The following is a 14,360-nucleotide window of genomic DNA, read 5'->3' on the forward strand; positions in this document are numbered from 1 at the left end:
AGCGATTGATTTAGGAGAGCACTATGAGTACTACTTCAGTAGCACATCATGACGAGCATCAGGATCACCCAACCGGGATCATGCGTTGGCTGACGACGACAAACCACAAAGATATCGGGACCATGTACCTGACATTTTCACTGATTATGTTCCTGGTCGGTGGCAGCATGATTCTTGGTATCCGTGCCGAGTTGTTCAAGCCCGGACTGCAATTGATGAACCCCGAGTTCTTTAATCAGTTAATTGGCGTGCATGCGCTGATCATGATTTTTGCAGCGTTGATGCCTGCTGCAACTGGATTTGCCAACTGGATGTTGCCGTTGCAGATTGGTGCGCCAGACATGGCTTTGCCACGCTTGAATAACTGGGGCTTCTGGATTTTGCCCCCTTCCGCCATCTTGCTGACGTTGCCATTCACTCTGGCATTGTTTGGTGTGGGTGATGGCGCGCTGGCGACCGGTTGGACCTTTTACCCGCCGCTGTCTGTGCAAGGCGGCATTGGTGTGGACTTTGCCATTTTTGCGGTGCACTTGCTGGGTATTTCTTCTGTGTTGGGTTCAATCAACATTATTGTGACGATTTACAACATGCGTGCGCCTGGCATGACGTTGATGAAAATGCCGATGTTTGCCTGGGGTTGGCTGATCACCGCTTTCTTGCTGATTGCCACCATTCCTGTACTGGCCGGAGCAGTGACCATGTTGCTGACGGACCGTCACTTTGGTACACACTTCTTTGACGCGGCAGGTGGCGGTGACCCGATTATGTTCCAGCATTTGTTCTGGTTCTTTGGTCACCCAGAAGTCTACATTCTGCTATTGCCTGTCTGGGGCTTTATCCCCCAGATTCTGCAAACCTTCAGCCGCAAGCCTATGTATGGCTATAAAGCGCAAGTGTATTCATTGTGGGCGATTGGCGCTTTGGCGGTCGTTGTTTGGGCGCACCATTTCTTTACGGCAGGGATGCCGGTGCCTGCATTGCTGTACTTTATGTATAGCACCATGGCGATTTCCTTACCGTTGGCGGTACTGTTCTATTGCTGGATCCGCACCATGTGGAAAGGCTCCATGAGCTTTGAAACCCCAATGCTGTTCACGGTCGGCTGGATTATCCTGTTTGGCGTGGGTGGTCTGACTGGTCTGGTGCTCGCAGACGTGGCTGCCGATGCGCAATATCACAACAGTTACTTTGTGGTCGCACATTTCCATTACACCCTGTTTGCGGGTGGCATCATGGGGATTATGGCGGGCGTGTACTACTGGCTGCCAAAAATGACAGGCCACATGTATAACGAGAAACTGGGTAAATTACATTTCTGGTTAACAGCCATTTCATTCAATGTGACCTTTATCCCTCAGTTCTTTGTTGGCTTGGCCGGGATGCCGCGCCGTATTCCAGACTATGCCTTGCAGTTTGCCGAATTCAATATGATTTCGAGTATCGGTGCATTTGCCTTGGGTCTGTCACAGTTGCTGTTTGTCTACATCATTATCAGCTGTGTCAAAGGTGGCAAAAAGGCATCAGACCGAGTCTGGGAAGGGGCGCAAGGCCTGGAGTGGACGTTGCCATCTCCTCCGCCATATCACAGCTTTACTGAACAGCCGGTGGTTAAATAAATGCTAAAAAAGCCAGTCAATCCAGTTTTTTGGTTGATTGGCTTTGTTTTAAGGTTGACGTATTTTGAGTGATCCCAAGCAGTCTAATAACAGGAAAATTGCATGGCTGTTAGCCGCGGTGGCAATTATCTGGTACCTGATTTCAATGTTTACGATCTGGAAGTAAACCAGTCGCTGAAACAGTTATGGCATTAAAACAGGATCAGGAGCAAGCCAATCAAAAATTGGCTTTTAAGTTGGTATGGATCATCGTCGGTGCGCTGTTGTTTGCCTTTGCCTTGGTGCCATTGTACGACGTCATTTGTTCGGTGACCGGGCTCAATGGCAAAACCAAAAATACGGCGGAAACGGCCACAAATGCGGTGGTAGATTTAAAGCGGGAAGTGACCGTGCAGTTTGTGTCTTCGGTGATGCCAGGCTTGGGGTGGAATTTTTATCCCAAGCAAAGCAGTGTGGTGGTACATCCTGGTCAAGTCACTACGGTCATGTTTGAGGCAAAAAACATTACCAATGAGGAAGTAGTCGGGCAGGCCATTCCCAGTGTGACCCCAGGCAAAGCGTCGGCCCACTTGAAAAAAATAGAGTGTTTCTGCTTTGTCAGGCAGTCATTAAAACCGGGTGAAGTGAAGGCATTGCCACTGCGATTTTTCGTCAGTGCCGAACTGCCTAAAGATGTACAAGAAATGACCTTGTCGTATTCGTTTTTTCCGGCAAGTCAGCAATAAATAATATGAGTAACACGATTAAAGGATAGGGAGTTAATGCATGGCTAGTCATTCAGAAAATCACTATTTTGTCCCGCACGGCAGTATCTACCCGGCATTGATTTCAGTCGGGTTGCTGTCGATGGCGAGTGGCTTTGTCTTTAATGTTACCGGCTCGGACACGCGGCTGGATGGGTCTATGAAAAATCCGGCCTTGTCCTACCTCGCTACCCCGGGCAAGTACATGATGTACCTAGGCCTGGCGATTGTGCTGGCCATGATGTTCAAGTGGTTAAGTGCCGTGGTGACTGAAAGCGTGACCGGGCAGTATAAAAAATGGGAAGACAAATCTTTCCGTATTGGCATGATCGTCTTTATTTGCTCTGAGGTGGCTTTTTTTGCGGCGTTCTTCGGGGCATTGTTTTATATGCGCGTGTTGTCGGTGCCTGACCTTGCTTCTTACGCGCCAGACATTACGCCTTACAAGGACTTTTTAAGTACTTGGCCATCACAGGGGCCTGGCGGAACGGTTCTGGGGGAGACCTATCAACCAAACACCGCCTTTCACCCCATGACTTGGAGTGGCCTGCCACTGATCAATACCTTATTGTTGTTGAGTTCTGGTGCGACCATTACCTGGGCGCACTGGGGCTTGATCAAAAATAACCGCAAACAACTGATTGTGGGGTTGTTCCTGACGATTGCACTGGGGATAACGTTCTTGTGCTGCCAGGCTGCTGAGTACCACCACGCTTATACCGAAATGGGGCTGACCCTGAAGTCTGGCGCCTACGGTGCGACCTTCTTCATGTTAACCGGTTTCCACGGTTTTCACGTCACCATCGGCACCCTTATGCTGATTGTGATCTGGTTGCGCAGCATTCGCGGTCACTTTACACCCGAGCACCACTTCGGGTTTGAAGGCGTGGCTTGGTATTGGCACTTTGTGGATGTGGTTTGGCTCGGTTTGTATATCTTTGTTTACATGCTCTGACGGTTAAAAAGGGCGCAAACAGCGCCCTTTTTAGTCTAGGTGATTCCATCGTTCTGGATTAAAGCGTATGGCCAACGTAGCCAAAATGTGCGGCGATGACCAATGACAGAAACAGGAAGATAGACAGACCAATACGCAGGGTAAGTGCTTTAACTGTGCGGTCTGATCCGCGTTTGTCTTTGAGTAAAAAAAGCAGGGCAGAAAACAGGCTGCCAATAATGACGATCAGTATCAAAATGGTGGCAATTTTAATTAACATGATGTGATCTCTCGGTAACGTGATGACATTATGGGCTGTAAGCAAAAAAATGCAAATACCCATGGGAAATTATGTTTTTCGTCTGCGCTGGATGGTGGTGGCTGTGATGGTGGTGGCAATCTGGAGTTGTCTGCGCTTGGGACTGTGGCAGTGGCATAAGGCTGAGCAAAAACAGGCGATGATGCTCGCATTGAAACCGCATGGCGATGCCGTGGAGCTGCGCGCACAAGCGCTGGATATTCCCAGTCATGTTGAGGCCCTGCACTTGCAGACAGTGATGATCGGCGGCCGCTATCTACCACAATACAGTTTTTTTCTGGATAACCAGGTGGTTGAAGGGCAGGCCGGATTTGCTGTTATCACCCCGTTTTTGCTGCATGACCAGAAGCATCTTATTTGGGTGAACCGTGGTTGGGTGCCCGGTTTTGCAGATCATCAAAAAGTCCCCGAGATTCAAACCCCTGAAGCAGAGCAAGTCATACGGGGGGTGTTCTGGCAACAAAGCAAAACCGGATTCAGGTTGGATAAAGCGGGCTTAAACTGGCAGATCGTGCAACCTGTGATCGATTTCTCCTATCTGCGGCAGCAGGTGCCTTTTTCGTTTGCAAATGTCATCCTCAAGCTGGATCCAGCAATGCCTGCCGGATTCGTCAGAATATGGGAAGTGCCTAGCGGGCAAATTGAAAAGCATATGAGCTATGCCTATCAGTGGTTTGGGTTTGCCTTGGCGAGTTTTATGATTGGTCTTTATCAAATGATAGAAAAGCGGTCTTGATCATGCAGGAACAGTTGACAGAGGTGGTTTTGGACCCGATCCAGCAGCGCAAAGGCCGCAGGGTATTTTTTCTGCTAGCGGTATTTTTTACAGTGCCGCTGCTCGTCGTGGTCGCGATGTTCAAGTTTGACTGGCGACCCAGCGGTAAAAGTCATGGTCAACTCATTCATCCGCCGGTCTCGATTGCGCATGCGACGCACTGGGTCAGCGACAGGCAGCAAGCGCTGCCCACTTTCTGGCAAGACAAATGGAACATGGTGTTTATCGCACGGGAGTGCGACAGTGCTTGTATGCAGCGGCTGTACGACCTCAGGCAGATTTATGTCTCCTTGTATAAGGACATGATCCGCGTGCAACGGGTGCTCATCACGCAACAGGCCGATACCACAGCGATCCGTGCTCGTTATCCTGATTTGCTGATTATTAATGGGGAAACGCAGCAAATTGCAGAGTTGGGCGGGCTGTTAAGTGGTGGTGGACAGAATACGCTGGAGGCGCACCGCGTGTATTTTATTGATCCGCTCGGCAATATCATGATGCAGTACGGGCCAGAGATGGAAGCCAAGTGGATACGCAAGGATTTGGTCAAATTGTTAAAAGCTTCGTGGGCTGGATAGTCGATGTTTAAACGTTTAAGTGTGCTGGCGGCGATGGTGGCCTTTTGTGTCGTGGTGCTAGGGGCCTATGTCAGACTCTCTGATGCTGGCTTGGGTTGCCCCGACTGGCCGGGTTGTTATGGAGCGTTGACCGTGCCGCAAAGTGAGGCAGCGATAGTGTCTGCGCAACAGGCCTATCCAGATAAACCACTACAGCATGCCAAAGCCTGGAAGGAAATGGCACATCGCTATCTGGCGGGTAGCCTGGGCTTGTTAGTGTTGCTGCTTGGCGTATTGGCTTATACTAAAAGAAAAACTCTGGAAACACCGTGGCAACTTTCTGTGGGTTTGATTGGTCTGATTGTGCTGCAAGCGATGCTAGGTATGTGGACGGTGACGTTGCTGTTGAAACCCATGATTGTGACTTTGCATTTGCTGGGCGGCATGACGACCTTGGCCGTATTAAGCTGGATCGCATGTCGGCATGTTGTCAGCCAGCGTATCGCGATAAAGCCGTGGCAATTGCACTGGTTGCAACTGGCTTTGCTGGTCTGGATACTGCAGGTGCTACTGGGAGGCTGGACCAGCAGTAATTATGCGGCCTTGGCCTGCACGGACTTTCCCACCTGTCATGGTGCCTGGTGGCCAGATATGGATGCGGGCGAGGGCTTTCATTTGACGCGGGCTTTGGGTGAAAGCCGGGATGGTGGACAGCTGCACCTTAATGCATTAACGGCCATCCAATGGGTGCATCGGTTAGGGGCACTGCTGGTGTTTGTATGGCTCATGGTCAGCGTCAAGCTGGTGTGGCAATCAGCCATGCCGCGTTGGTTAACTGGCTGCTTGCTCGTGCTCGTTTTGGGTCAGATTGCACTAGGGATTGCCAACCTGATTTTGCAGTTACCGTTAGTGCTGGCAGTCATGCATAACGCCGGGGCTGCGCTGCTCGGAATATGCCTGGTTGCCATGAATGCCAGATTGAAGCATTGATTAGATTAAAACAAGGGGGAGTATGCAATGCAAACAGCATGGACACACATGGCCGCTGCAAAAATGGGCTTGCGGCACTTTTATGCCTTATGTAAACCGCGTGTCACCGCGCTGATCGTCTTTACTGCCATGATAGGCATGTTTATGGCCACACCGGGCATGGTACCCATCACTGTGCTGGTGGCAGCCACGGTGGGCATTGCTTTCGCGTCTGGGGCTGCCGCAGCTTTCAATTGCCTGATTGAATATAAGATTGATGCCATGATGGCGCGTACGCGCGCGCGACCATTGCCTACCGGCCAGTTATCACAAATGGAGACCTTGATGTTTGCCAGTGTACTGGGTGGGGTAGGGTTGAGCATCCTCTATTACTGGGTGAATCCGCTCACCATGTGGCTAACTTTAGCCACGTTTGTCGGCTATGCGGTGATTTACACAGTGTTTCTTAAACCTGCTACACCGATGAATATTGTGATTGGCGGCGCTTCTGGGGCCATGCCGCCCATTCTGGGCTGGGCAGCGGTCAACAATACCGTCTCGCCAGAGTCGCTGGTGATGTTTTTGATTATTTTTGCCTGGACGCCACCACACTTCTGGGCGCTGGCTTTGTATCGCCGCGAAGAATACGCCAAAGTCGGCATGCCTATGTTACCGGTCACTCATGGCGAGCGATTCACACTGTTGCATATTGTCTTGTATACCGTGATTCTGGTGGTGGTGTCGCTGATGCCCTATGGCCTCGGCATGAGTGGCTGGCTTTATCTGCTGTCCGCTGTGCTGCTGAATACAGTGTTTATGTATTATGTGGTCAGGCTCTACCGGCAGTATTCAGATGCGCTGGCCAAAACTACCTTCAAGTATTCCATTCTCTACCTGAGTCTGATTTTTGCCGCGCTGTTACTGGATCATTATCTCATTTAAAAACCAACAGCGTTTTAAAATCAAACCCACAGTGCCGATGCGGATAGATCCCGTATCGGCACTGTGGGTTTAGGACATTATTTAATCACGCCGCACGCGATTCTTGGTCCCGCATTGCCTGCAGGTTGAGTCACATAATCGTCGGCATCTCGATGAATAATCACCGCATGTCCAATGAGTCCATGTGCACCTTCAGCCAAACTGGCATCCTCCAGCGTGGCACGGTAAATGGCATTGCCCGTGTTGTCTGCTTTCAGGTTGGGAAGGTCGCCAAAATGATGGCTAGGCGTTGCTTGCGAGGCATGTGGATGCGCATCAGGATTGAAGTGCCCACCTGCGCTCGATGCATCCACCGCAGAACAATCGCCTTTTTCATGAATATGAAAGCCGTGTATGGAGTTGGGCGTCAAGCCCGCCACACGGGCAATCAACAGTACTTTCGTGCCCTGTTGAATCAGGTCTACATCGCCGGTGACCTGTGAGTCCGATTTGGCTTCTAGCGTGGCGTGCGCAGAAGTCTGCTGCATGAAAGGTATTTGACTGCAGGAGGCCAATAAAAAAGGCGAGAGGCTGAGCAGCAAGCGGGATAGGGTTTGCATGAAATACTCCTTGGTATGAATCATTGAGCGAGAGATTGCTGTCACCAGGCGAGGGCAGGTGTCGCAAAGTTGGGCATAAAGCCTTAAAGCAGGCACCAGGCTTTAAAAGTTTCCATGACGATCACTGGAACCATGCCACGATGCCTGGGAGATCCGACTACTTGGGTTGCAAGAAGCCCAGGCCATGCGACCAGGTAATCACATGCACGCCAGCCTCTTTCTGTTTGTCAGCAATTTGCAAATGCAGTTCATGCATTTTGGTCCAGTGGTGCTTGGGACGGTAATGGTGCTCGGCATGATAGCCATTGTTAAACCAGATCAGGTTGTAAAGCTTGCTGTAGCTGCTGACCCCCCAGGCAATCGGCAGGTCAGGATTGCCGCGCCAGTGCTCATACCAGCCGTTGAGCGAAGACAGGCAGTGGCCAAGGTAATAAAACGGCACCATAAACAGCATGAATTTCCAGTTCAGCACAAAACCGACCAGCACCAGCAGGATGGAGCAGAGGATTTCAAACACACCAAAGCGCGCCAGGCCAGGATTGCGTTTTTTAATTTCTCGGTAGATTTCCGCCGGGTCGTCCCTGAAATAACTTTTGAAGGTATACGCCCAGACATTCTCAGGTTCACCGTTGCTGCCGTAGCGGTAAATTGAGAGCCAGTCTATGGTGTTGCCATTGGCATCCGGCCGGTCGCTGTTACCAATATGATGGCGTTTATGCACGGCATCATAAAAGGTTTGCGAGAAGACCATGGTCACAGACTCCAACAGACTGAATATCCGGTTCAGGAACTCAGACTTGAAGTAGGGGTTGTGGATAAAGTTATGCGAGATGCCATTGATGTTCCATGAAATGCTGACGGCGTAGACCAGCCCCAGTAGTACATTGGCGTACCAGGGCAGGCGGTCAAACCATAGAAACATGCCAATCAAATAGGCAAAATGCAGTATCCCGAACACAACGGGGATCACATCCCAGTAAGAGTAAGCAAATAGAAAGCCAGGCTTGTTTTTGGCGGCCATTTATTGTTCCTTCATCCATTCCATCATAAATCCAATCGGGTGTGGCCAAGGGATCACCTTGACCCCGGCTTGTTTTTGTTTCTCGGCAATTTGTGTGTGCAAGGTATGCATCTGTGTCCAGTGATGCTTGGGCCGGTAGTGATGTTCGGCGTGATAGCCATTGTTTAACCACAACCAGTTATAGAGTTTGTTATAGCAGCTGACACCCCAGGCAATTGGCAAGTCCGGGTTGGCGCCAGCGTGCTCATAGTAGCCATTCATGGCCGTCAGCGAATGGCCCAGGTAATAAAAGAACACGAAGAACAGCCCGAATTGCCAATCCCACAGCAAAAAGCCCACGATCATCAAGGTGACCACGACGACTTCAAACACCGCAAAATAAGCCAATGCCTGGCTATGTTTTTTAATCAAACCGTAGATGCGTTTGGGATCATCGCGGAAATAACTCAGCAGCGAGTATTTGAGCGGATGCTCGGCTTGACCATGCTCGCCATGCCGATAAATGGAGATCCAGTCTATGGTCTCGCCATCGGCACCTTTGCGGTCATTGTTGCCAATGTGATGTTGCCGGTGGACATAGTCATACATGGTTTGCGAGAAGCCCATGGTGACTGATTCCATCAGGCTGAACAGTCGGTTGAGCAGGGTAGATTTGAAGTAGGCGTTGTGAATAAAGTTATGGGAAACACTATTCACATTCCACGAGATGCTAAAGGCATAGATCAGTCCCACCACACATTTTTGCCACAGCGCCAGACTATGAAAGCTGGAAATCATCCATGCAAAAAACAAAAAATGCAGGCAACCGGCAAGGACAGGGATGATATCCCAGGCACTATAAGCGAACAGGTAAGGAGATTTTTTGACGCGCACGGGCCAAACCTCAGCAATGATCCACGGATAAAATAATCTCGTATCATGCAGCGGATCACTTACTTAAGCCTTACAGCGGCAGAATTTTGCCAAACAGGGGCATGTGCCGACGTTTAGCGCATCGCAGAAGCAACAAAAAAGCCTGTGTAAAACACAGGCTTTTTTTGCAAGTGGCCGCTTAACTGGCGGACAGGCAGGATTTCATAAATGCTTTACGCTCATCGCCTTTGAGCGCTTTGGTTTTAGCGTCAGCGTTACAGGTTTTCATTTTTTCCTGTTGCGCGGTCAACCCTGAGCTGGCGCCCTCTGCGGACAGGCATTGTTTCATGAATGCTTTGCGTTCATCGCCGGCCAAGGCCTTGGCTTTTGCATCGGCGTTACAGGTTTTCATTTTTTCTTGTTGCGTGCCAGCCTGAACAGAAAAACAGACACAAGACAGCAACATAGCAATCACCAGTTTATTCATCGACGTCTCCAAACAAAATAAATTTTTCGAGTTTGAGGCTGCCAGCGGCGGGCCTGTGTGTTACATTTTGACATAGAGCGCATGGCTTGGGGAATAAAAAAAGCCCGGGAGATCCCGGGCTTTTATGCCTTACGCTGAGACGTCTATTTAATGAATGGGCATACGATAGAGCAAGCCGGCTTTCATGTCAGGGATCAGTAGTGATTTGCCATCCGCGGAGAGGCTGATATCGGCTGCTGACTGATAGCCCTGGATGATGCGTTGCGGCGTCGCTTTGGGGTCACTGAGTTGCCAGACGTTGCCGCCCGCCCAGTCACTCACATACAGCATGCCGTAGGCGTCGCGGATCAGGCCATCTGCGCCGCCAAAGCCCTGGTTCAGTAGCGTCACTGCCGGCTTGCTGCCACCCAGTTGAACACTGAACAATTTGCCTGTGCCAAAGTCTGCGACCAGCAAACGGTTAGGACCATCCATGAGCAAACCATTGGGGCGTTTGATCCCGGCATTGGCTTTGAGCACTTGCGTGACTTTACCCTCAGGCGTGAGCTTGAAAATCCCCGCGCCCTTGCCGTTGTCATCGCCACTGTCAGAGACGTAGACATTGCCTAGGCCATCAATCTCGATATCGTTCAGAAACACTGGTTTTTGTGGGAAGGCACTGGGTGCAGCGACTACGGTCTGCTTGCCGTTGCTGGTGTCAATCCGCACCACGCGATCATTATCCGCCACATACAGTTGGCCGTTAAACAGATCCAGCCCTTTGGGGTCATTCAGGCCTTCTGCCAGTGTTGTACGGGTGCCGTCGGCCGCAATGCGCGTGATTTTGCCATCGCCCGCTTTACCAAATTCACCGATTTCAGACACATACAGGGTGCCGTCCGGGCTGGCAAAAACGGATTCAGGCATGGCGAATCCGCTCAGTGTGTTGGCGGTGTTGGCGTTCACGCCTGACGCACCTGCTTTGCCGGTGTAGCTCACACGGTAAAGCACGCCATTGTAATCGTCCGAGACCAGCAACGAACCATCCGCAAGCTGTAACACATCCGTCGGGCGGCCCCAGACTTCGCCATCCGCGGTGAGCCAGCCATCAATAAATGGCTTGGTTTCCTTGACCTGGTGCTGAGCATCAAAAGTCACGCGCACCAACTGGTAGCCCACCGGCACCTTGCGGTTCCACGAGCCATGCTGGGCAATTATCGCATTGCCCTGATACTCGGCAGGGAATTGCTTGCCCGTGTAAAACTTGAAGCCCAGATTGGCGCTGTGCGCCTGGAATTCTGCGACAGGCTTGGTCACCTCGGCAGGCGGCGTTTTGTTTTTCCAGTTGGGATCGCGTGTATCGCCGCCTGCAAAATAGGGAAAACCAAAGTGCAGCCCGGCTTTAGGCGCTGCGTTGAGTTCGTCATGCGGGATGTCTGGTCCAAGCAGATCGACGCCATTGTCAGTGAAAAACAGGGTTTGGGTGCCTGGCTGAAAATCCATGCCGACCGAGTTACGCACGCCTTTGGCAAACGTTTCTACCTGGCTGCCATCGGCATTCATGCGGATAATTGAGGCTTCGTGACCTGTCGGGTCGCAGATATTGCATGGCGCGCCAATCGTTACGTACAGCTTGTTGTTCGGCCCCACCGCCAGATAGCGCCAACCATGATGCGCCTTGTCCGGCAGTTGCTCATACACGACTTCGCGCATGGCCTTAAACGGCAGCGTGAGGTCAAAGTCTGGGGCGGCATAGCGTGTGATCCGATGCTGCTCGGCGACATATAAATGGCCATCCACCATGGCGACGCCATTGCCAACCTTGAGATCGTCCAGAATGCTGACCACCTGGTCAGCCTTGTGATCCTTGTTTTTATCGACGACGGCATACACATGACTGCCACGCGTACCGACATACACATTGCCATTGGTGCCCAGCGCCATCTGGCGGGCCCCCGGCACCTCGGCATACACATCAATCTGAAAGCCATCCGGCAGATGCAGTTTGTTTAAATTGGCACGTACATCATTGATATCTGCCCAGGATGCATTCGCCACTGTCGCGAGCACGGCGCCTAGCAGGCAGGTGATTAATCTTTTTTTCATCACGGATATCCTCTTCTCTACAAATATTTAAACCAATATACCTAGCTCAGCCAGTGTAAGCACTTGCGCAAGCCCTGCAAAGTTTAAAAATATGAAATGATTGCCTATTCCTATTTTGGATATGCTGCTTATTGCTATTTGGTAGTAATATCAATGCCTGATTATTCAATGAACCGGGGATATTATGAATAATGAATGCTGGCATGCGCACGACAAGGAACGGACTATTTCTCTGCTCTCGGCACTGACGCCCAAAGAGGGATTTACCCTGACCGCACTTGATGGCGTCAAACTCATGCGCTGGAACCGGTCGATTGCACGCAGCCCAGTGTTTTACGAACCCAGTATTGTGTTTGTCTGCCAGGGCAGAAAAGTGGGTTACCTCGGCGGTGAGGTCTACCAGTATAACCCGCAGCAGTTTCTGATTCTGTCAGTGCCGTTGCCGTTTGAAAGCGAAACCATCGCCTCCCCAGACGAGCCACTACTGGCCATTTCTATCCGTATCAACTTATCGGTGATCTCAGAGTTATTAATGAGTCTGGAGCACACAACGCCGATGCAGGTGAATGGCAAAAGCGGCATTATTTCTACCGCGCTGGACAAACAACTCTCCAATGCAGTGGTGCGATTGCTGGAGTGCCTGCAATCCAAGACGGAGGCTGCCGTGCTTGGCCAGGCGATTATCCGCGAGATTCATTACCGGCTGCTCACCTCGGCGCAATCTTCTGCCATCCTGGCCGCGCATAGCACGCACAGCAATTTGGGCCGCATCAGCAAAGCCTTGCGCCTGATTCATGCCGAATATGCCAACGCCCTCAATGTGGACACTCTGGCGGCGGTCTCTGCCATGAGTGTGCCGTCGTTTCATGCCGCCTTTCGCGATGTCACGGCCACTTCGCCTATCCAGTATTTGAAAAAAACGCGGCTGCACAAAGCCAGGTTGTTGATGGTGCAAGACGGTATGAATGCCACGCTGGCGGCGACCAAGGTGGGGTATGAGAGTGCTTCGCAGTTTAGCCGTGAATTCAAGCGCATGTTTGGCCGCAGCCCGATGGAAGAGGTGAGTGCAGTCCGTAGTGCCTTGATCACTTCACCAGGGGAATTTATTGGCAATCAACGGGACTATGCTTATGTGACCGTTCAGCAATAGCGTCTATGCGGCCTGTCAAAACATCCAAGAGGAATAGGCAACGATTTGAGAAGAGCAGGCAAGCCGGATGGCGTACGCTTGTTTAGACTGTTGATCAGACTGCGGACGACTTTGGCCGCGGAACATTTGGTTGAACAAAAAGACATGGAGATGCGATGAAAACTGCAGCCTACGGCGTACAAAATGCAACCTCGCCCGTTGCCCCTATGAGTATAGACCGCCGGGAACCCGGTCCGAATGATGTGCTCATCGACATCGAGTACTGCGGGATTTGCCATTCGGATATTCACCAGGCGCGCAATGAATGGGGTGGCGGTTCACTCTATCCCATGGTGCCAGGACATGAAATTGTCGGCCGCGTGCGGCAGGTCGGCCCGCAAGTGAGCAAGTTCAAGCCTGGGCAATTGGTGGGGGTCGGTTGCATGGTGGATTCGTGCCGTCACTGTGAGGCCTGCGATGAAGGCGAAGAGCAATACTGTGACCACACGGTATTCACCTACAACGCCAAAGACCCCAAGCATGGCGGCCTGACCTTTGGTGGCTATGCCGAGCGGATTACCGTTGATGAACACTTTGTGGTCAGCGTGCCGGAAAACCTGGATACCAAAGCCGTGGCTCCCTTGCTCTGTGCCGGCATTACCTTGTATTCGCCATTGAAACACTGGCAGGTGCAGCCCGGCCAGAAAGTCGGCATTATCGGCCTGGGCGGCTTGGGGCACATGGGCGTCAAGCTGGCGGCCGCGATGGGCGCGCATGTGGTGATGATCACCACTTCGGCCAGCAAGGCGGCTGATGCGACCAAGCTGGGGGCGCATGAGGTGCTGATCTCCACACAAGCCGAAGACCTGGCCAAGCATGCATCCAGTTTTGATTTGATTATTGACACGGTGCCGGTTGCCCATGACCTGAACCCTTATATTGGCCTGCTCAAGCGGGATAAAACTATTGTGCTGGTCGGTCCGCTGGACCCGGTTGACGTCCATGGCGCCAATCTGATCACGCAACGTCGTCATGTCGCCGGGTCACTGATAGGCGGCATTGCGGAAACCCAGGAAATGCTGGATTTCTGTGGCAAACATAATATCGTCAGTGATGTCGAGATGATCGATGCCAACTATATCAATGATGCTTACGAGCGCATGCTTAAGAGTGATGTGAAATATCGTTTTGTGATTGATATCAATTCCATGAAAGCTTAAGCGGTGATGACACGTAAGTGGTGAGTACTTGCCGTCTGGCGATAAAAAAGCCCTGTTGAAATGAACAGGGCTTTTTTATAGGTAATGCCAGGCCCGATCACCAAAGCTAAGG

15 protein-coding genes are annotated in these 14,360 nt (G+C 51.4%); 9 read left to right on the forward strand and 6 right to left on the reverse strand.

Features of this window, described 5'->3' with window-relative positions:
* Positions 1-23 precede the first annotated feature (23 nt).
* The 3 genes from ctaD (at position 24) to ACT53G_RS13300 (ending at position 3,314) form a co-directional block, all read left to right on the forward strand.
* Entirely contained in the window at positions 24-1,616 is a 1,593-nt protein-coding gene (gene ctaD / locus ACT53G_RS13290; RefSeq protein WP_194749336.1) for a cytochrome c oxidase subunit I, read from the forward strand.
* 185 nt (positions 1,617-1,801) lie between these two features.
* Positions 1,802-2,341 (forward strand): cytochrome c oxidase assembly protein, encoded by a 540-nt coding sequence (locus ACT53G_RS13295; RefSeq protein WP_476145126.1) that lies wholly within the window; start codon positions 1,802-1,804, stop codon positions 2,339-2,341.
* A gap of 40 nt (positions 2,342-2,381) precedes the next feature.
* Positions 2,382-3,314, forward strand: a complete 933-nt coding sequence (locus ACT53G_RS13300; protein ID WP_476169642.1) for a cytochrome c oxidase subunit 3 — start codon at positions 2,382-2,384, stop codon at positions 3,312-3,314.
* Positions 3,315-3,372: 58 nt separating this feature from the next.
* Here ACT53G_RS13300 and ACT53G_RS13305 read toward each other — a convergent pair whose 3' ends face one another.
* Positions 3,373-3,573 (reverse strand): twin transmembrane helix small protein, encoded by a 201-nt coding sequence (locus ACT53G_RS13305; protein ID WP_476145124.1) that lies wholly within the window; start codon positions 3,571-3,573, stop codon positions 3,373-3,375.
* A 61-nt stretch (positions 3,574-3,634) separates the two neighbouring features.
* Here ACT53G_RS13305 and ACT53G_RS13310 point away from each other — a divergent pair, with 61 nt between their 5' ends.
* From ACT53G_RS13310 to cyoE, 4 genes are read left to right on the forward strand one after another with little or no spacing between them, the layout of a single operon-like run.
* A complete protein-coding gene (locus tag ACT53G_RS13310; RefSeq protein WP_476169643.1) occupies positions 3,635-4,348 on the forward strand; it encodes an SURF1 family protein in 714 nt (237 codons plus the stop codon).
* Positions 4,349-4,350: 2 nt separating this feature from the next.
* Positions 4,351-4,965 carry an SCO family protein gene (locus tag ACT53G_RS13315; RefSeq protein ID WP_476145122.1) on the forward strand — a complete coding sequence of 205 codons (615 nt, stop codon included), beginning with the start codon at positions 4,351-4,353 and terminating at the stop codon, positions 4,963-4,965.
* Between the two features lie 3 nt (positions 4,966-4,968).
* Positions 4,969-5,934 carry a COX15/CtaA family protein gene (locus ACT53G_RS13320; protein ID WP_476145120.1) on the forward strand — a complete coding sequence of 322 codons (966 nt, stop codon included), beginning with the start codon at positions 4,969-4,971 and terminating at the stop codon, positions 5,932-5,934.
* Positions 5,935-5,961: 27 nt separating this feature from the next.
* Positions 5,962-6,855, forward strand: a complete 894-nt coding sequence (cyoE, locus tag ACT53G_RS13325) for a heme o synthase (RefSeq protein ID WP_476145119.1) — start codon at positions 5,962-5,964, stop codon at positions 6,853-6,855.
* 77 nt (positions 6,856-6,932) lie between these two features.
* On the opposite strand, the gene ACT53G_RS13330 is transcribed toward cyoE, so the two are convergent.
* The 5 genes from ACT53G_RS13330 to ACT53G_RS13350 all read right to left on the reverse strand — a co-directional run bounded on the left by ACT53G_RS13330 (position 6,933) and on the right by ACT53G_RS13350 (position 11,899).
* Complete coding sequence (locus tag ACT53G_RS13330) at positions 6,933-7,454, reverse strand: superoxide dismutase family protein (protein WP_476169644.1); 522 nt, start codon at positions 7,452-7,454, stop codon at positions 6,933-6,935.
* 157 nt (positions 7,455-7,611) lie between these two features.
* Positions 7,612-8,475 carry a fatty acid desaturase family protein gene (locus ACT53G_RS13335; protein ID WP_275356683.1) on the reverse strand — a complete coding sequence of 288 codons (864 nt, stop codon included), beginning with the start codon at positions 8,473-8,475 and terminating at the stop codon, positions 7,612-7,614.
* The gene (locus tag ACT53G_RS13340; protein ID WP_476169645.1) at positions 8,476-9,348 is read right to left on the reverse strand and encodes a fatty acid desaturase family protein; all 873 of its coding nucleotides are present in this window, start codon (positions 9,346-9,348) and stop codon (positions 8,476-8,478) included.
* A 178-nt stretch (positions 9,349-9,526) separates the two neighbouring features.
* Positions 9,527-9,814 carry a PsiF family protein gene (locus ACT53G_RS13345; protein ID WP_194749345.1) on the reverse strand — a complete coding sequence of 96 codons (288 nt, stop codon included), beginning with the start codon at positions 9,812-9,814 and terminating at the stop codon, positions 9,527-9,529.
* A gap of 147 nt (positions 9,815-9,961) precedes the next feature.
* Entirely contained in the window at positions 9,962-11,899 is a 1,938-nt protein-coding gene (locus ACT53G_RS13350) for an SMP-30/gluconolactonase/LRE family protein (RefSeq protein WP_476169646.1), read from the reverse strand.
* Positions 11,900-12,083: 184 nt separating this feature from the next.
* Between ACT53G_RS13350 and ACT53G_RS13355 the strand changes: the two genes are divergently transcribed.
* Together ACT53G_RS13355 and ACT53G_RS13360 are read left to right on the forward strand one after the other, a co-directional pair.
* A complete protein-coding gene (locus ACT53G_RS13355) occupies positions 12,084-13,049 on the forward strand; it encodes an AraC family transcriptional regulator (protein WP_194749347.1) in 966 nt (321 codons plus the stop codon).
* A gap of 155 nt (positions 13,050-13,204) precedes the next feature.
* The gene (locus tag ACT53G_RS13360; RefSeq protein ID WP_194749348.1) at positions 13,205-14,248 is read left to right on the forward strand and encodes an NAD(P)-dependent alcohol dehydrogenase; all 1,044 of its coding nucleotides are present in this window, start codon (positions 13,205-13,207) and stop codon (positions 14,246-14,248) included.
* Positions 14,249-14,360 lie beyond the last annotated feature (112 nt).

This window comes from Methylophilus sp. DMC18 (genome assembly GCF_056314005.1).